The organism is Sphingobacterium paramultivorum (assembly GCF_014109745.1).
GTDB classification, from domain to species: domain Bacteria; phylum Bacteroidota; class Bacteroidia; order Sphingobacteriales; family Sphingobacteriaceae; genus Sphingobacterium; species Sphingobacterium paramultivorum.
Window position 1 is genome coordinate 1222480 of sequence record NZ_CP058555.1, and the last position, 18163, is coordinate 1240642.

Genomic DNA, 18163 nt, shown 5'->3' on the forward strand with positions numbered 1-18163 from the left:
ATTAAAAATGAGAAGCCCTAAATATCTTTACCGTGTACAATAATGCTAGTAATATTGTAAAATGAAACCGCTAGAAATCTTTTGCCGAAATCGGGTAATGTACGCTCAAATTACCGTGCATGATAAAAGCATGGGCATGGAAGATTATCATCTTTACAACAAAAATGGTCTTGCTTTTTATGTTTTCAGGAAATGGATGTAGATTTTCGCAATGGCGTAGAGGAGGTTAAATGACTATTCGATCAAGTTTTTATGAACTTATTGCGCTTTTAGCTTTATTTATTAATGTTGGTTTTGTCTGTTTGGAAAGATTTTGTCTGCAGCTTCTAAACTTCTTTTTTATGTCCTGTGGGAAAGTGAGCGATTCGAATTGATCCTCATTTTTCATTTGAAAAATTTGAGCTGTGCAATAATTAAATTAATGAAATAAATTTTGTGTTAATAGAAAATTCATCGTTTTGATGAACTTTCTATTAATAATTGCTATTTCGATTCGACAATATCCTGCAATGCTCTGAACAAATTTAATGGATATTCAGCTAATCGGTTGCAGAGATAAAGGTACCATTCCTGACCGTAAACGAAATAGAGTTTTGTTGGATAGCCTTCATCTTTCAATTGGGCCAACTGATCGGTTTGGATTCCGAAAAGACTTTCAAACTCGTAGAGTTCTTTATTTGGTTTTAGCGTATCTATAAGTTTTTTTACTTCCTGTTGTATTTCATGATGATGGGTTGCGATGGAACAGGGGTGGCCTTTTGAAAGTAGCTGTTCGACAAAATAAATATAGCGGTTATTGAGTTCCTGTCCACGTGGTAGGGACAGTCCTTTAGCAGTTTCAAATGCTCCTTTTACGATACGGATACGTCCCCTTTCATTACACATTGCTTCAAAATCATCAGTTGTCCGATGGAGGTAGGCTTGTAAGGTAATGGACAGGTTGGCATACTTCTTTGAACCATTTTGATAGAGTTTCAAAATGCGGTCAGTTCTTTCTGTTCCTTCAGCACTAATAATAACTTCCCTGTCCTTTGCTGTTTCACATATTTTAGATAAGTGCTCATAACAAAGACTTTCAGAGACTTCTAGTCCAATGTGCGAAAGGTCCAGTGAAATCGTGGAATTGAGATTTTTTTGCTCGATTGCTTTGCAGATATCCAAAAATTCATCCGTCGCTTTTGCCGCTTGCATAATAGATCGAGTGCTTTCACCCATATACTCGATCGAACACTTAAAACCGGTATCATTTGAATCTTGTACTTTTATTAAAGTTTCCGAAAGATTTTCACCGCCAATGTATCGGTCAGCGGCTTTCTTCATTAGCTTGTAGAGTGCTTCGTTATTTAAAACATAAGCTTTTGCATCTTCATTTAATGCAGCTTTCCTTAATGCTTCAGCACCGATTGATAGTAATTGTTCCATCTAATAATATTAAAATTAATGTATAAGCTTCAAAGCATTTAACTTATCCAATATGATCTTTACAACAGCTGATGTTCGATCCCTATCCTGATAGGTTATCCATTCCAATGATGCTATTTCATTTGTCGGTTCAGGATTTCCGGAATAATCAGCAAAATAACATGTCATCCTTACTGATATACCATCAGTTTTACCATCGGCAAGAGCCTCGAAAGTTTCAAAATATTGCACTGAATCTTCTTTGATTTGGACATTAAGTTCCTCATGAATTTCTCTTTTTAAGCATTCTAAATCTGTTTCACCAATTTCTCTCTTGCCTCCAGGTAGATATAGCTTTGATTTTGAATGGGAAAGAGCTGTTAATACTTTCTTTTCAACTATACAGATTAAAGCAACTTTGTCAATAATGTTATCTTTCATCTTATAAAATTAATAAATTTTAAATGGGCTGTCCGCCAGCCTTTGTGTATGTGCCTTCAGATTGATTTTAAACTGTTTTTATTGACAATGAAATTAAATCCAAAAGCGTCCAACAGAATATGTTCTTGCCTTACCAGCAATAATTACGCGATCAGGCTTGTTTTCACAATACAACTTTCCACCTCTTTCTGATAATTGCAGGGCAAAAAGCTTATCCTTTGTTAATCTTTTTGCCCAGAATGGTATAAGCGAACAATGCGCTGAGCCAGTAACTGGATCTTCAAGAATAGAAGACTGTGGGGTGAAAAATCTTGAAACAAAATCGCTCTCCGTACCTGCTGCTGTTACTACTACGCCTCCCGGATCAAGATTGATTAGGTCAAAAATGGATCTGTCAATTCTGATGTTTTTTATATCCTGCTCAGATTCATACAACAGTACATAATCTCTAGATTTGAGGACCTCTTTTGGCTTGATATTTAATGATCTCTCAATGATATCGGGCAGGGCAGTAGGTTCTGGCATTCTGGAAGGAAAATCCATATAATAAACACCATCTTCTACATTTACTTTTAACGGTCCCACCTGGGTTTCAAAAATGATTCTTTTTTTTTGATAACTCAGGTGTGCAACTAAACAATGGGCTGTTGCAAGGGTTGCGTGCCCACATAGATCCATTTCAATCTCGGGCGTAAACCATCTCAGGTGTATAATATCACCTTTATGGATAAAAAATGCTGTTTCCGCAACCGCATTTTCACGGGCTATTTTTAAAAGTGTTTCGTCGGGTAACCAGTTTTTTAAAGGTACAACGCATGCGGGATTACCATGAAATACCTGTTCTGTAAAAGAATCGACTTGATATATTTCTAACTCCATAAAGTATATTTTTTGTTAGTAAAAATTTGGTTAAAGAAGCTCCGATACGGGAATTTCTTCTACGGAATGATAAATTTTCAGTCCTCTTTCCTGGGCTAACCGTACATCTTGATCAGCTCCTTTTGATTCTCCTTTGATTCGCAATACGGCATCGCATTTCTCGAGCATCCGATGTGCTATGGGATATTGGACTTCATTCCACTGCTGATCTCCAACATGTGTTGATCCTGCTAATTTTATCAATGGAAGTGCCATCCATTCACCAATGAACGGTATATGCCCTTTTCTAAAGATTTCTAAAGCAAATGATTCAAGGTTGTCCAGGTTCTTTTTCATTAAAACCGGATCATCGTTAGTGCCACCTCGATAAGGGCCCGCAATTAATATTAGCATCATATTTACATTCTTTAATTACTGCAAATTAAAGGTGTCCAAACTTGAAAAAAAATAAACTACTTTAAGACTTCCGCTTTTTTCGCTTGATCATACTTAAAAACTCAGGTGTGATTCCTAAATAGGATGCAATTTGTTTTTGCTTCACTTTATTGGCAACATCAGGATATTTGTTCAGGAATATGTCAAAGCGTTCTTCGGCGGTTAACGAGAGATTTTGAATCACACGCAATTGTTCCCTTATATAGGCATTTTGCATCAAGATCCTAAAAAAACGTTCAAATTTTGGTACTGTTAAATAGAGTTTTTCCAGATCATTTTTTTGCAGCTGATAGATGATGCTATCTTCAATAGTGTCAATGGTAAGCATGGCGGGAAGTACATTTATAAAGCAGTACATATCTGTTATCCACCAGTCTTTTATGGCAAACATAATAGTCGATTCTCTGCCGGACATATCAAGGTAGAATGCCCGTAATGCTCCAGTATCAACAAAATAAATGGAATTACATAATTGCCCCTGAGTTAATATCATGCTTCTACGCGGTACTTTTACTTTTTTTAATACCTTAAGAAATTGTGCAACTTCATTATCGTCTAATGTTATGTGCTTAGCAATATTCTCCAAAATTAACCCATGTTCCATTCTTATTCTATCTTAATCAAATGTAGTGATTTTTGTTTTTTTGTTCAGCTTATTATATTGGAGATTTCGATACCATTGACCATCCAGATTCAACATCCGGTTACCATTCAATACGGATAATTTTGACCATTTGAATTTGTATTTTATCTAAAGCGTTAATAAGATAATGTGGGGAGCTGCTATTAAGACAATTTTTCAGCTCGTGCGATTGACTATCAATATAAGTTACTTGTCTACTTATGTTATTTACTAATTATTTTAGTATTTTTCAATTTATTGTTGTATATTTGACTGATAACCAATTAATAAATATTATGGCTAGATTAAAAAAACATTTGGGTAGGTATGTAGATCCACGTACCGATTTCGGTTGGAAATTTTACTTTGGTAGGGAGGACAACAAAATCTTACTGATTGAGTTTCTCAATAGTCTATTTCATGGAGAGAAGATAATTTCGGATCTAAGATATAAGCCTGTAGAACATGATGGTGATTATGAGGAAATGCGTCGTGTTGTATTTGATTTACATTGTATTGGCAGCGAATGGTGAGGTTTTCATTATTGAGATGCAGCAGCTCTTTCAAGAATTTTTTAAGGACCGTGCAGTGTACTATACCTCACGTCTCATCAATAAACAATTAGCGCGAGGTAAGAAGGGGAGTGATTATTACCTACCGGAGGTTTACTTTATTGGTATTTTGGAGTTTGACATGGATAGAAATGGAAGTTCTGGTATATCCCGTGTCACAGAGCGGCCTTATTTCTATGATGTTGCGCTGTGTGACAAATTGACCAAAGAAATATTCTATGATAAATTGGGATATAAAATGATTTCGCTTCCATTATTTAATAAACAGCCAGAAGAACTAAAGACAGTTATGGATCAGTGGTTGTACTTACTTAAACACTTGAGTACCATGGATAGATTGCCAACATTTTTGGATAAAAGAATATTTGGTCTTATCTTTGAGATAGGAGAGATAGGTAAATTAACGGAGGAGGAGCTAATGTCATACGAAGCAAGTTTAAAACATAAGCGTGATGCTGAGAGCGTATTTAATTCGGCCAAGAAATCAGGAGAAGCTTTAGGTCACGCTAAAGGTCTAGCAGAAGGTAAAGCCAAAGGTCTAGCAGAAGGTAAAGCCAAAGGTCTAGCAGAAGGAGAGCGTAAAAAAGCTCTTGAGACTGCTAAAGCATTTAAGGAAATGGGGCTACCTATAGCTGATATTGCTAAGGGCACAGGACTTTCTGTCGAAGAGGTCGAAAAACTCTAAGTTTCTTTATTTTGGATGACTGCCCCCCAGTAGATGAAGGGCACGAGCCGATTAAATTGGTTGACACAGTTTATGTTACAGACTCCAGATTTCAGCAGACGGGTCGGTAAGGGACTCTTTTAATAGTTCCTATTGCCCGCGGTCTGATCAGGCTGATTCAACACATCGTTTGCGGTTATTGTAAGCTTCTGAAGCGGAATAAGCCATGATATCGTCGAGGGTAAGACCCTCCGGATAATACTCTTTTAACTGCTCTGTTATTTGTTCCTTTCGCATCTGAATTTATTTACAATTAGGATCCCAGCTTTTCACTCCAGCCTCAGGATTAGTTCCTACCATATTGGCTACTCTTGCAAGATTCGCGCTAAGCTGTGCGTTGATATAAATCTGCATTTCAGTCTTTATAAATGCCTGAATTTTGGCAGGCTACCTTAACCTTCTCTCAGTGATCATTACCTTTATAGATCCACATCGGCTCTGTTTGACCTGCCCGTTCAAAGCCGTTCTTTTTATAAAAGTCGATAGCATTTCCATCAGCAGTAAGCATCTGCATGTGAAAACCCTTATAAATCTCTTGCATTTTATCCATAATCAAACGCCCAACACCTTTGCCTTGATAGGAGGGTAGCACCAGGAGATGTGGATAATAAACCACGAGGTATCCATCGGAAATAGCATTCCCTAGGCCTACTAAAGTGGTACCATCCCATGCCGAAACTAAGGAATGCGAATTTAAGAGTGCTTTGATCAGTAGTTCTGGTTTATCGGCTGCACTCCATTTATTAGCTTGGTAGAGTTGCAGAATGTCATTTGCGTTCAAATCTCTATTAACACTTAGCTCTATGTTCATATAATATTCAGTAGCTTTCGTCAGTATATTTAAGTCTATGTTCTTCGTTCGTAAATATGCGAATATGTGAAAATCGAAGATTACAAACCATAAAAAACAAATTAGATTTTATTCCTTGTCAAATTTTCCAATATATTTCATACCGAGCATATCGGCAATTTTTTCACCATGCATTTCATTTGTGCCTTTTACAACAAGTTCAAGTATGGAATGGGCGGTGATCATTCTCAGCTCTTCAACTTTGAGAATCATCTTTTCGGCAATGTTGTAATCTTCTATTTGGAGAATCAGTATCTCGTCAAGTTTTTCGCCTTTTGAAGTATGGTAATAATTCAGTTTTATAATATCCTTTTTATTTAATGCCGCTTGTTGGAGAATATTCTTTTTATCAATTTTATTGTCTCCAATCCATAAATAATGAACCTCATAATCTGATAAAGACTGGTCAGAAAACTGAGCCAATTTCCCAATGTACTTTATCGTTTCAGAACGTGAAGCATCTTTTTCATCTAGGTCATTGTCTTCAAAAGCTACAACAGCGTTAAAACCAATGAAACTATGTCCTCTTAATAATGTTTCTAATTCATTTTTATCTACACCAATATCATTTGCAATAGTTTTGATATTTAGAGAGTTCTTATAATATTTCATTATCATGAGATCTTCATCATAGTTATCCAATTGAACTTCCTTGCAAAAATCACAGCGTAACTCCGTATTTGGTTCTTTATCGTCCTCTTCGTTTCCGGTTGGCGGTTCGTTGTCATAAACAGACCATGCTTCCAGATAGTCATTTTGATCCAGATATTTTTTTAATTCTTTCTCCGTTTTAAACTTTCCGAACCATACATGTATTTTTTTCATCTTGTGATGTAATTTAAGAATCTGAATTAGCAATGTTAAAGATAAAGCATTTTTGTATAGAAATTTTTCCCTTAATTACCTGAGAAACATCCTTGGGTATATTGGCTACAGTTTCCCGTAACCAATCCTACTTTCAAGCCAATACCTTAGCCTTACAGTTTGTAATAATCTTGAAAGTTTATTTCAGTGACCAAGAATGGCCAATATGGTTTCGGGCATTTGAGATATCAAAATCACCTAGATGCTAAAGATATTGATATCGATGACAACATTGGCACCACTGTCTTTAGCGATCTAGGAGTAAATAAAAAGTGATTAATTAACATGGCGACTACTACTAATAAAGTTTAAAGTGTTACACTTTTGTTCAATAATTGATCAGTTCGTGGCAATTTTTCTGGAGTTTCTCTATCTTAACCTAACAATTAACCACTTATAGATCAACTATGAAATCATTTATTTTGCCATTTTTATGGCTATGCTTTGTCGCGTGCAACAAAATAGCACCTTCAAAAGAAGAAGCTGAATTTCTGAAATCAGCAAACTCGACTGTCCAAGCTAATTTAAGCACAGCAGTAACTACTTATCCTTTGCCCAGCAGCCTGCCAAATCAGTACAAGTCAACGGCCTTTACAGTTAGTGCGGGTGGAAATCCAGTCGGCCTATATAACGCTGGAAATAACAGCTGGGGAAATAGCGTTAGTTATGGCTACTTTGATTTCAGCGGTACTGTATCGATATCGATTACCCCTTCCAGCGGCTTCAGCAGCTTCAAATTAGTGCCTTCATCATTGGGTATCACAGGGGTGAGATCCGGCAACACGATTACTTTCACACTCTCTCAGCCAACCAATATATCACTTGTATTAGACAACGATTACCAAGGAAAGGTACTGCATTTATTTGCCCAAGAGCCAGAAAGTAATATTCCATCAGCGACAGACCCCAATGTCTTGTATTATGGTCCGGGATATTACGATTTGAGCTCGCAGCCGCCACTAACTTTGAGTTCCGGAAAAACCTTATATATCGCCGGCGGAGCCGTTATCAGAGGAAGAGTAAAAATAGATAATGCGTCAAATGTGACAATAAGGGGGAGGGGCATTCTGCTCAACGATTACAACAGTCCAACGGATGATATCGCCCTGGCATTGGGCGCAGTAAGCAACTCGACTGTGAAAGATATCATTGTCAATCGAAACATAGGAAGCTGGACTTCTGCCATGCACAATTGTTCTTTTGTCAATGTAACTAATTATAAAGCTGTCAGCCCATATTTTGCCAGTTCCGATGGATTTAATATCAACAGCAGTCACGATATCACTTTTGATAAATCTTTTATCCACTCTGCAGACGATGCAGTCGCCATCAAAGGAATGTCGGATCAAATTCCCGCAAATTCACTGCCCGTTTATAATATAATCTACAAAAATGCACAATTATGGGCTGATGCAAATAACACCATTGGTATCGGCGCTGAAACACGCGCGGCCTATTTTCAGAACATTAAGTTTCAAAACATAGATATCCTATATAATTACGATGACAAAAATCACCCGGATGTTCTCCCTGATCGTTCCGCTATCAATATTTTCGCCTTACATGGCACCTATTTTAATGATATAACCTTTGAAGACATCCGTGTAGAAAGAGCAAAAAGACTAATAAATGTTCAGATGGATGAAACATTTTATTTTGGTTCGTTGACCGGAAACTGGAATTGGCCCGGAGCAATGACAAACATACTTTATAAGAATATTACGTCCACATCTGGCGGCAGTAACGAAATCAAATTGATCGGTTGGAATGACAGCCATCGTATTGAAGGAGTGACCCTAGAGAATGTTAAGATTAACGGTAACTATGTTAAAGATTTTAAAGATAGCCATTTGACCATGAATCAGTATGCGAATTCGGTCAAGATTGTCAGTCCATCCGGAACAGTTAATAGCGATGTCTATAATGCATCGACCGATTTTTCGCCGGTACAAGGAACCCGCAGGTGGTACTATAAATACTGGCAGGCAGGTATAGGTACAAATTTGATGAGCTGGAATCCGGACGGATCAAATCATTGGCGCGGTTCGAGTAGTTATGACGCTATATGGAACGGTAGCGGTAACATCTATATTCATCCCGATAATAGCCAGCCGATACTCGTTTGGAATGCGCCAAAATCGGGTACCGTAAAAATTACCGGATTGGTTCGTAAAAATGATATCGGGGGTGGGGATGGTGTAAACGTAAGCATTTGGAAAAATAATGTGATGGTCTGGCCATCAAGCAGCTGGCAGACTGTTGTTTATAATAATACCACTGGATTTTGGCATGATATTAATTTGCCTGTCACCTTTGGTGACGAATTATCCTTTCGTGTGGATCAGCGTTCCAATTCAGGCTGGGATACCACATACTGGAATCCAGAAATTGCATATCAATAAGCATTTTTGCTATCCATTTCAATCGTCAGGATTGAAATGGATAGTGACTATTTAGCCTTTCTATAGTGGCTTGGCGTTATACCAAAGAAATCCTTAAACTGCTTGCTAAAATAGTTTGCATTGGAATAGCCTAACTTATATGCAATTTCAGAAATGCTAAAAGATGGGTCTTTTAATAAGGTTTTAGCATAATCAAGTTTGACTTTAATAATGAAATCAGTAGGAGTGAGGTCTGTTATTTTTTTCAGCAATAGATACAGCTGGGTTCTGCTAATGCGCATTTCTTGCGCTAGTTGATGGACTGAAAAATTATTTTCCGCAATGTTTCTAACGATAATCTCCTGCACTTTTAAAATAAAAGTTTCCTCTTGTGAGTTTGCTTCTTCTTTAATTCGTAAAGGCTCCGCCTGACTGTAGTAATGGCGTAACGTAGCTTTATTTTTTAATAAACTGCCCATTTTAGCCAGTAGCTCCTGTGTGCTGAAGGGTTTATTGATATAGCCATTTGCGGCTAATTCATAACTTTTGATTTTATTGGCAATCGTATCATAAGAAGTCATTAGGATAACCGGGATGTGTTTGGTCTTCGGGTTACTTTTCAAATGCTTGCATAATTCATATCCATCCATGATGGGCATCATAATATCGCTGATCACCATGTCGATCGGATTATTCCTAATGTATTCTAAAGCTTCCTGTCCATTGTGAGCGATGATGACATGGTAGGATTCCAGTAATTTATTTCTAAATAGTTCTGCCAGATCAGTATGATCTTCTACCAGAAGAATTTTATGCGTATTGCCTTCTGACGGAACATCAAATCTTATTTGGCTGTTATCAGTGTAAATCACGTCGTCTATGAGCTCAATTGTAGCATTTAATTCGAGATCAGGGTCATCCGGAAGCTCGGATGCAAAATTATCCACTGGTATAGTAAGTGTAAATTGTGTTCCAGTTTCAATGCTGCTCTTAACCTCAATCTGTGCGTTTATACGCTTTGTGAGACCTACAACCAAAGCTAGACCAATGCCATTATTGTCATAATAATTGCCGGTTGACTTTTGTCTGAAATAAGGTTCAAATATTTTTTCAATCTGGTCCTGTGGTATATAACTGCCCGTATTGCTTACATGAATAACAACTTCATTGGTGTCTTTGGAAACGCATAGTACAAGAGCTATCTGGCCACCCACCTCACAGTTTTTAAACGCATTGCTCAGCAGATTGCTGATTATTTTTTCCAGTTTGTCAAAGTCGAGGTCGACATTTACATCCATTGATGGGTTTTCAAATCGGTATTTGATGTTTTTACGGTCGAATAAAGGCGCAAACATCGAAAAGATATTTTGACAAAAGGTGGCCAGGTCTCCGTTAATGGTGTTTAATGGCAAATTACTGCTTTCAATTTCTCTAAATTCCATTAATTGACTTATCAGGAACGTAAGCCGTTTGATATTTTTTTGGGAGATTTCATATTTCTTGATGTTTTCAATCTTATGATTGGAAAAAAGGTCTTCCTGTATCGCCATTATAATAGCTAAGGGAGTCTTAAGTTCATGAGACATATAGGTGAAAAAATCAAGCTTACTTTTATTCAGTTCCTCTAATTTAGACGTTTCTACTTCAGCCAGTTTTATCTTCAAGATTTTCAAATGCCGTCTTTTTAAGAACTTTCTAAATAGGATGAGGGCCACAATCACCAATGCTCCATATACCCACAGCATAATATTGCTCAACAGGAAATGGGGTTTGATTTTGATCAGCATTTTTTTTGTGGCAATGATATTATTGTTCAGATCTACTAACTTAATATGGAGTTCGTAATTTTTTGATTTTAAGGAAGTAAAAGTTATTGTTCCTGAAGCTTTCGAAAGTTCATACCAACGTTTGTCAATGTCTTTTAAAGTATAAAATATGCGATAGTTTTCGCGGCTTTGCGGATCGAAATTTACTTGGTTCACCTCAATAGAAATCATATTTTGATCATAAGGGAGCACGATTTCATTCGTATGATCAATGCCTTTTTCAAAATACTTTTTGTTTCTAAGTTGGCTGATATTAAATATTTTAAAATCAGAAAAGTAGAGTAAAGGTTTATGTACTGGAAGCGGGTCGAGCTGTGGAGCCTTAAAAAAACATATTCCGTCAACAGAGCCAAAATATAAGGTGTCATTGTAATAGTAGGCAGAACGTTCGTTAAACCAGGACGTGTTTAAACCCCAGCTGACATTAAAATTTTTAATGGACCGGTCGGTATCAACACAGTACAAGCCATTTGTTGTTGATAGCCAGTACCGCTTCAAGTTGTCTTTCTTGATACCATGTATTTGAACATTGATTTTTCCTCGACCAGGATAAGGAAGTAGGTGACCATCTTTGTCAATAAAATAAAGGTAGTTTTGCTTTGTTCCTAAAAGGACATTTTCTCCATCAAGGAGCATCGAAAGAAATTGTATCCTATTTCCCTTATTCAGCTCTTTCTTATATATTTTAGTTGTCTTTTTGCTCCAATCATAACATACGATCTCATCGAGGCAGCAAATCCATATCAGATGATTGTTTACCATGATGTCATTGATCGTCGAGGTCGTTTTAAGTAGAGTTGTAAAATTATCTTTATGGCGGTCATATATGCTTACAAAACCATCTGTCCCCACAAGTAGATAATCCTGGTTGAAGTTTCGGATGGAGAATATTCTATTATTTGGTAAAGATGATGCGATGTTCTTATCATATTGATAATGCTTGATTTTGCTTCCCTGATCAGCTAAACAGTATAAACCGTTTGATTCAGACCCAGCCCAAATATTTCCCTGAGCATCTTCTTCTAGTGATATGATATTATCACTGATTTTGTTTTTTTCCTGATTAAACCTTTTTATTACCTGTGATTGTCCATTGTATACATTTATCCCGATGGCGTTGGTTGCAACCCAAAGCTGTTTTTTAGATGACATGAGTATATTGTTGATTACGATTCCACGCGCTCTTTCGGGATTAGTGACGTGTAAAAAATCTAACCATGAATCATTTTTCGAGAGACAGAATGCTCCATTAAAATAAGTCCCCAATATCATGTCATCAAACTTACTTTTGTAGATTGCGCAGACTGTAGAATTAAGTTCATTGTCAAAGTTCTCTATTAACATCCGATATTCTGTATACTGGTTGATATAATCAAATACAGCGACACCTTTGTTATGTCCTATCCAAAGTCTACCCTCTGCGTCTTCGGCAATACTACATACATTTTGGATCTGTGCGGGTTGTGGTAGCTGCGCCTTAAATTTATTTTGGATGGGATCGAAGCGCAGGATACCGTGTCTTTTTGTTCCTACCCAGATCAGATTTTTGTTGTCACAGTACAGCGAGGTGATGAGCACATCCCTGTCATAGCTCTCGGAGAAATTAAAACTGGCTAAGACATTCCCTTTTTTGTCACATTTAGCAACGGTGGTAAAGGTCGCTCCCCATAGATTACCTTGATTATCCGCCTGAATCCTATTAAAATATACATGGTTATTGAGTATAGAAATTTTTTGTTCATCCCATTTGTATAACGTGTTGTTGCAGAGTATTACTACAGCATCTATTGTCAAGGCCAAGGCTTTCGACGTATTATGCAATTCGGCTTTGATCAATAGCCTATATTTATTGCTGTTGAAATCATAGCTATATATGCCATTGTCAGCAGCGATGATCATTTCCTGTTTAAATGACTTAATTTCGATGATTTTGCCCGGTTGAAAAGTAGAGTCACTTATCGACTTTGGATTACTGATTATGTGGGCGCCGTCATATAGGTTAATGCCATCGCTCGTTCCTATCCAGACACGCCCAATAGGGTCTTCAGAGATTGCGGTTACCCGATTTGAGAGAAGGCCATTTTCTTGTGTCAGCTTATTATATTTTCTGATATGCTGTGCATCCAGCCATAGGCAAGTAAACAGTAGATAACAAAATATGAAAAACGTTTTTAGAGTCATTTTCTTTAGGCTTTGCTTATTTGTCAAATAAACAACTATGTATAGATTAATAAATATAATATCGTTTATTTAATTGTAATATCGTTCAGTTCCTCAAAAAAAAATGATGAAAAATTAAATTCATCCATATTTAAACCATATTATCTTTTTTAGTTGGAATAACTCCTTATTTTCGGGACGATGTTACAGATCACACCTTGTTTTGTTGCATGAGATAACCAATAACCAAATTTTTGAAAGAGATGAACCGAAAAAAATTAAACCGTAGTATGCTCTATTTTCTCTTTGTTTTTATACTAGAGCCACCTCTCGTTCATGCGGCTTGGAGAACAAAAGCTATTTCTATAGATCGATATCGCGAACAGGAAATCCGCAGCGGGCGTGTCCTTGACACGCAGGGAATTCCACTCGCAGGTGCTAATATTAAAATAACGGGAACGCAGACAGGTACCAAGACCGATAGTGAGGGACGGTTTAGTATTAACGTTCGTTCTGGACAGCGTCTGCAAGTCTCATTTTTGGGTTATAAACAGACTGTTGTTCAGGTCGAATCTGGCATTGGAGAAATAATGGTCAAACTCGAGCAGGACAGTTTTGGACTACAAGATGTCGTTGTCGTAGGATTTGGAAAACAAAAAAAAGTAAATCTCACGGGGGCAGTCACATCTGTCTCAATGGCTGATATAGAAAGCCGTCCTATCACAAATGCTTCTATGGCGCTAGCTGGAAAAGTGGCCGGACTGCAAGTAACTCAAAGTTCAGGACAGCCAGGTGCTGATGGCGGTACCCTAACGATCCGCGGGATCGGTACATTGAACAATGCATCACCTTTGGTCATAATAGACGGGTTTGAAGCAGCAATTAATGATGTAGATCCCAAAGATATCGCCTCCATATCCGTACTAAAAGACGCTGCATCGGCATCTATATATGGCAATAAAGCGGCTAATGGTGTTATTTTGATTACGACAAAAAGGGGGCAGGAAGGAAAACTGAAAATAAAATATGATGGATACGCCGCAGTCCAACAAGTGACGCGGTATCCAAAATTGTTGAATTCCTATGATTATCTAACGCTACTGAATGAAGCGAAAATGAATTCAGGTTTCCAGCCGCAATATGACGATGAATATATAAGTCATTATAAAGATATTAAAGACCCTGTGCGCTATAGGGATTACAATTGGGCAGATTTCTATTTTAAGCCTGCATTACAGCAAAACCATTATTTACAGCTTAGTGGCGGCAAGGAAAATATTGTTTATGCCATTTCCGCAGGATACCTCAACCAAAAAGGTATTGTTGAGGGGACAAATTACGATAGATATAATTTCCGATTCAATACCCAGCATTCATTTTTAAACAATAAAGCACATCTGGGGCTTACTGTGTCGGGCTATATTGGCAAGACAAAGGATCTGATTGAAGGAGCTGGAGCAACGATTGCCCGAATTACCCAAATGGCGCCGTTTGTAATCCCAAAGATAGAAGGTTACGGATGGACCGACTGGTTCTATAGCGATGCAATTAAAGAAGCAGGGGGAGGGCAGACATTTGATAATAGCAATTTAAATACAATCGCCAATTTGACTATTAACCTTACGCCCCGGCTCACATTTGAAAGTGCATTGAGCTATGTGACCAATAATGATCGGCAGCTATCTTATGCGCCAAATGTAGATCTATTTCTGGTAACCAGAGCCGCCGACGGAACCAGCATCATTGGAAAAAACAATTCTAGAGAATCTTCCATTAGCAAAAGCTCAAATAAATATGGTACTATTTCCAGCTGGGCAAACCTCAATTATCTTTATGACTTAGCAAAAGATCATCATTTTAAAGCTCTGGTAGGTTTTCAGCAATTTCAATGGAAAGGCAATTATTTCCAGACATCAATCAGGCGGCTGTCCGCCAATCTGCCTTATTTTAGTGTGGGCGACCCTTCCTCTACCAAAAATAATGATTGGGGAAGCAAGGAAACCTCCATTGGATTTTTCGGAAGGTTAAATTATGATTATAAGGGCAAATATCTATTTGAGGGCAACTTGCGGTACGATGGCGCTTCCAAATTTGCACGAGGCCATAAATGGGGGACATTTCCTTCATTTTCTGCTGGATGGCGTCTATCCCAAGAACGTTTTTTCAAGAATATTACCTTCGTTCAGGATCTAAAGATAAGGGGATCATGGGGGATACTCGGCAACCAAAATATTGGCAACCCCTATGCTGGTGCTGATATATTAGCATTAGGGGGAAGGCAGAACAACTATATTTTTAACAATCTCGACAACGTAGGCGCTGCCGTCTCGGTGATCGCCAACAAGGGGCTTACCTGGGAACAGACGACACAGACTAACATCGGTATTGACCTACAGATTTTTAAGGATTTTAGTGTAACAGCCGACTACTATATTAAAAATACAAGTGCTATTCTCCTACAGCTGCCTATTTCCAGTACCTTCGGTTTTACAGAAGTCCCCTTCCAGAATGCTGGTAAAATGCGCAATAAAGGACTTGAGGTGGCGCTGGGATACCATAAGAAAATCAATGAATGGCTCTTCAAGGCCAATGTAGCCGTCGCCCACAATCAGAATCGTGTCACTGATTTGAAGGGAATGAGTCCAATTATTTTCGACGGTGCAATATTAAAAGAAGGCGTAGAGTCCACTTCGTTATTTGGATACGATACCGAAGGTATATATCAGAGTGAAAGTGAGATTCAGCAGCACCTCCGGACCTTCGATGAGGATGGGCATTCCTTGTTAAATTCATACGCAGGCCTGAGAGCCCAACCCGGAGATGTTAGGCTGAAAGATCAGAATGGTGATCGTATTATAAATGATAAGGATAAGGTGGTTTTGGGGCATACCTCTCCAGATTATATATTTTCTGCAGACCTTAATATTCAATACAAGGCTTTTGAGCTGCGTACTCTTTTGGAGGGTACGCAGGGGGGCAGAGGATGGAGTGCAGGACAGCTCGTTACACCATTTTTTAACGGTGGGTATAATGGGGCTAGTTGGCTTATGGACAGGTGGACACCTGAGCAGCCCAATAATACCTATCAGCGTGTTTACTTTGACAATCAACGGAGCAATTTAAAGTCCAGTTATTTCGTAGAAGACCTCTCATACATTCGGGTCAAAAACATAGAATTCAGTTACAGCCTGGCTGATCAGGCACTTCGTAGGCTTTCGATCCAAGGCTGTAGATTTTTTATAAGCGGACAAAATCTGCTGACTTTGACAAACTATAAAGGTTTTGACCCTGAAGCTTCGGGCAATCCGAGAGAAGGGACAAGGATCGGAAACTATCCGCAAGTGAAAACTTACACCGTTGGCGTGAATTTGACATTCTAAACTAATCGACATGAACTCAAAACTATTGTTTTATACATTTATTATTTCAGGAATGCTATCCGCTTCCTGCCAAAGTTATCTGGATACGGTTCCCGAAGACAAAGTAACCCCTGAAAGCTTTCTGACAGGAGCGGAGCAAGCTAACACGCTATTAAACGGAGTATACAATCAATTGTACTATGACAGTCCTGATAAGATGGTTCCTTATGTCTACGACAATATGAGTGATAATTCCTTCAATTCGCATTCCTGGGACCCTGCGCCACAATTTGCATCCGGTACGCAGACGGGTGACAGCGATTTCACATTGGTCAAATGGAAATATAACTTTAGAGGCATCTCACGTGCAAATTCATTGCTCAAAGGGCTCGCTGGCGCAGATGCAATCGCTAATTCGGACAAGGCTAAAATAGGTGCTGAAGCACGTTTTTTAAGGGCTTACTACTATTTTGACCTGATCTGTTTTTATGGCGAGGTACCCATTTTGGACGAACAAACCGTTTTAAACAATCCCGAACGAGGCAAATTGGATGCGGTACTATCGTTTATAAACAACGATCTTGATTATGCTATAGACCAGCTTCCGGTCGCAGTAGGAGGAGAGCGTGCATCCAAAGGCGCGGCTCTGATGTTGAAACTTCGGGTGGCCGAATGGATGAACAAGCCTGAGCTTGTCATTTCCCTGGCCCAACAGATCCAAAAACTGGGTTATCAGCTGTATCCTAATTACTTTGAGCTTTTTCAGCCAGCCGGTATTGAGCAAAAAGATAACCCCGAGATTATCTTTAAGATCAACTATGCCAAGGATCTGCAGAGCAGCGAGGTTTCTAAAATCTTTGGCAATTGGAATAACTTTACGCCGACTCTTCAGATGGTTGATAGTTATTATACTACGAATGGATATCCAATCCGTGACATCCGTACCACCGATGGTGCATTTATTGCAGGCGACCCTACTTATAATAAAGACCGCCCTTTTGACAATCGTGATCCGCGGTTGCAGCTATCCATCGTTGTTCCCGGTTCCGAGTTTAGGTTAGATGGCCAAGGTTGGTATCAGGCACATTACGTACCGGCCAACTGGGATGTCGCCACATCATTTACAGTCCGTAAGTTTGTTGGCCCCTATCTCAAAACATTGACCAATGAAACTACAGATCGAATTGTAATGCGTTATGCAGAAGTATTGCTTGCCTGGGCAGAGGCAGAGAATCAGCTTCATGGTCCGACAGCTCAAGTTTATGAATTGCTCGACAGAGTTAGATCCCGCATTGGGATGGTGAAAGTATCTCAAGCGATGCCTAATATTTCCCAGGCCGTTATGACAGAAGTAATTCGCAATGAGAGACGTGTAGAGTTTTTTGCGGAGGGAAGGCGATGGTTTGATGTTCGACGCTGGAAAATTGCTGAAACCGTTATGGTCGATGCACAAGGTTATGATAAATCCAAGCTTTCCTGGTATTCGGACGGCAACATTACAACCTATTGGCAGTATATCCCTATTGTCGTTGACCGTAGGTCTTTTAATCCCAACAGAGATTATCTCTGGCCCATACCGAATGAAGAGCTCAATGCTAATCCTAATATACAACAGAACCCAGGATATTAATGGTCAATTTCTTAAAACT

14 protein-coding genes are annotated in these 18163 nt (G+C 38.5%); 5 read left to right on the forward strand and 9 right to left on the reverse strand.

Annotated elements, in window-relative coordinates; all coding sequences use genetic code 11:
- Positions 1-483: 483 nt before the first annotated feature.
- The 5 genes from HS960_RS05080 to HS960_RS05100 form a co-directional block, all read right to left on the reverse strand.
- Positions 484-1422 carry a proline dehydrogenase family protein gene (locus HS960_RS05080; RefSeq protein ID WP_182331533.1) on the reverse strand — a complete coding sequence of 313 codons (939 nt, stop codon included), beginning with the start codon at positions 1420-1422 and terminating at the stop codon, positions 484-486.
- A 15-nt stretch (positions 1423-1437) separates the two neighbouring features.
- A complete protein-coding gene (locus HS960_RS05085) occupies positions 1438-1842 on the reverse strand; it encodes an NUDIX hydrolase (protein WP_075993047.1) in 405 nt (134 codons plus the stop codon).
- A gap of 93 nt (positions 1843-1935) precedes the next feature.
- Positions 1936-2721 (reverse strand): PhzF family phenazine biosynthesis protein, encoded by a 786-nt coding sequence (locus HS960_RS05090; RefSeq protein ID WP_182331535.1) that lies wholly within the window; start codon positions 2719-2721, stop codon positions 1936-1938.
- Between the two features lie 30 nt (positions 2722-2751).
- Positions 2752-3117, reverse strand: a complete 366-nt coding sequence (locus tag HS960_RS05095; protein WP_228280216.1) for a DUF4406 domain-containing protein — start codon at positions 3115-3117, stop codon at positions 2752-2754.
- A gap of 61 nt (positions 3118-3178) precedes the next feature.
- Entirely contained in the window at positions 3179-3760 is a 582-nt protein-coding gene (locus HS960_RS05100; RefSeq protein ID WP_182331537.1) for a Crp/Fnr family transcriptional regulator, read from the reverse strand.
- Between the two features lie 314 nt (positions 3761-4074).
- Here HS960_RS05100 and HS960_RS26980 point away from each other — a divergent pair, with 314 nt between their 5' ends.
- Positions 4075-4311, forward strand: coding sequence for a PD-(D/E)XK nuclease family transposase (locus HS960_RS26980; RefSeq protein WP_182331539.1), 237 nt, complete (start codon positions 4075-4077; stop codon positions 4309-4311).
- Complete coding sequence (locus HS960_RS05110; protein ID WP_182331541.1) at positions 4256-5035, forward strand: Rpn family recombination-promoting nuclease/putative transposase; 780 nt, start codon at positions 4256-4258, stop codon at positions 5033-5035. The genes HS960_RS26980 and HS960_RS05110 overlap by 56 nt, the downstream gene beginning before the upstream one ends.
- Positions 5036-5182: 147 nt before the next feature.
- Here the strand turns inward: HS960_RS05110 and HS960_RS26985 are convergent, their stop codons facing one another.
- The 3 genes from HS960_RS26985 to HS960_RS05120 form a co-directional block, all read right to left on the reverse strand.
- On the reverse strand, positions 5183-5311 hold the full coding sequence (locus HS960_RS26985) for a hypothetical protein (RefSeq protein WP_262886228.1): 129 nt from the start codon (positions 5309-5311) through the stop codon (positions 5183-5185).
- Positions 5312-5477: 166 nt separating this feature from the next.
- Positions 5478-5885 (reverse strand): GNAT family N-acetyltransferase, encoded by a 408-nt coding sequence (locus HS960_RS05115; RefSeq protein ID WP_159732337.1) that lies wholly within the window; start codon positions 5883-5885, stop codon positions 5478-5480.
- Positions 5886-5993: 108 nt separating this feature from the next.
- A complete protein-coding gene (locus tag HS960_RS05120) occupies positions 5994-6749 on the reverse strand; it encodes an immunity 22 family protein (RefSeq protein WP_182331543.1) in 756 nt (251 codons plus the stop codon).
- A gap of 446 nt (positions 6750-7195) precedes the next feature.
- On the opposite strand from HS960_RS05120, the gene HS960_RS05125 reads away from it, so the two are divergent.
- Positions 7196-9190, forward strand: a complete 1995-nt coding sequence (locus HS960_RS05125; protein WP_159732345.1) for a glycosyl hydrolase family 28 protein — start codon at positions 7196-7198, stop codon at positions 9188-9190.
- A 47-nt stretch (positions 9191-9237) separates the two neighbouring features.
- Here the strand turns inward: HS960_RS05125 and HS960_RS05130 are convergent, their stop codons facing one another.
- Positions 9238-13176, reverse strand: a complete 3939-nt coding sequence (locus HS960_RS05130; RefSeq protein WP_182331545.1) for a hybrid sensor histidine kinase/response regulator transcription factor — start codon at positions 13174-13176, stop codon at positions 9238-9240.
- Between the two features lie 242 nt (positions 13177-13418).
- Between HS960_RS05130 and HS960_RS05135 the strand changes: the two genes are divergently transcribed.
- Entirely contained in the window at positions 13419-16535 is a 3117-nt protein-coding gene (locus tag HS960_RS05135) for a SusC/RagA family TonB-linked outer membrane protein (protein WP_182331547.1), read from the forward strand.
- Positions 16536-16545: 10 nt separating this feature from the next.
- Positions 16546-18144 carry a RagB/SusD family nutrient uptake outer membrane protein gene (locus HS960_RS05140; protein ID WP_182331549.1) on the forward strand — a complete coding sequence of 533 codons (1599 nt, stop codon included), beginning with the start codon at positions 16546-16548 and terminating at the stop codon, positions 18142-18144.
- Positions 18145-18163 lie beyond the last annotated feature (19 nt).

Bases quoted from the DNA above. Each gene is read 5' to 3' on its own strand.
- HS960_RS05120 (WP_182331543.1), bottom strand. From the start codon at position 6,749: ATGAAAAAAATACATGTATGGTTCGGAAAGTTTAAAACGGAGAAAGAA.
- HS960_RS05110 (WP_182331541.1), top strand. From the start codon at position 4,256: ATGAGGAAATGCGTCGTGTTGTATTTGATTTACATTGTATTGGCAGCG.
- HS960_RS05125 (WP_159732345.1), top strand. From the start codon at position 7,196: ATGAAATCATTTATTTTGCCATTTTTATGGCTATGCTTTGTCGCGTGC.
- HS960_RS05130 (WP_182331545.1), bottom strand. From the start codon at position 13,176: ATGACTCTAAAAACGTTTTTCATATTTTGTTATCTACTGTTTACTTGC.
- HS960_RS05100 (WP_182331537.1), bottom strand. From the start codon at position 3,760: ATGGAACATGGGTTAATTTTGGAGAATATTGCTAAGCACATAACATTA.
- HS960_RS05080 (WP_182331533.1), bottom strand. From the start codon at position 1,422: ATGGAACAATTACTATCAATCGGTGCTGAAGCATTAAGGAAAGCTGCA.
- HS960_RS05115 (WP_159732337.1), bottom strand. From the start codon at position 5,885: ATGAACATAGAGCTAAGTGTTAATAGAGATTTGAACGCAAATGACATT.
- HS960_RS26980 (WP_182331539.1), top strand. From the start codon at position 4,075: ATGGCTAGATTAAAAAAACATTTGGGTAGGTATGTAGATCCACGTACC.
- HS960_RS05140 (WP_182331549.1), top strand. From the start codon at position 16,546: ATGAACTCAAAACTATTGTTTTATACATTTATTATTTCAGGAATGCTA.
- HS960_RS05135 (WP_182331547.1), top strand. From the start codon at position 13,419: ATGAACCGAAAAAAATTAAACCGTAGTATGCTCTATTTTCTCTTTGTT.
- HS960_RS05095 (WP_228280216.1), bottom strand. From the start codon at position 3,117: ATGATGCTAATATTAATTGCGGGCCCTTATCGAGGTGGCACTAACGAT.
- HS960_RS05090 (WP_182331535.1), bottom strand. From the start codon at position 2,721: ATGGAGTTAGAAATATATCAAGTCGATTCTTTTACAGAACAGGTATTT.
- HS960_RS05085 (WP_075993047.1), bottom strand. From the start codon at position 1,842: ATGAAAGATAACATTATTGACAAAGTTGCTTTAATCTGTATAGTTGAA.
- HS960_RS26985 (WP_262886228.1), bottom strand. From the start codon at position 5,311: ATGCGAAAGGAACAAATAACAGAGCAGTTAAAAGAGTATTATCCGGAG.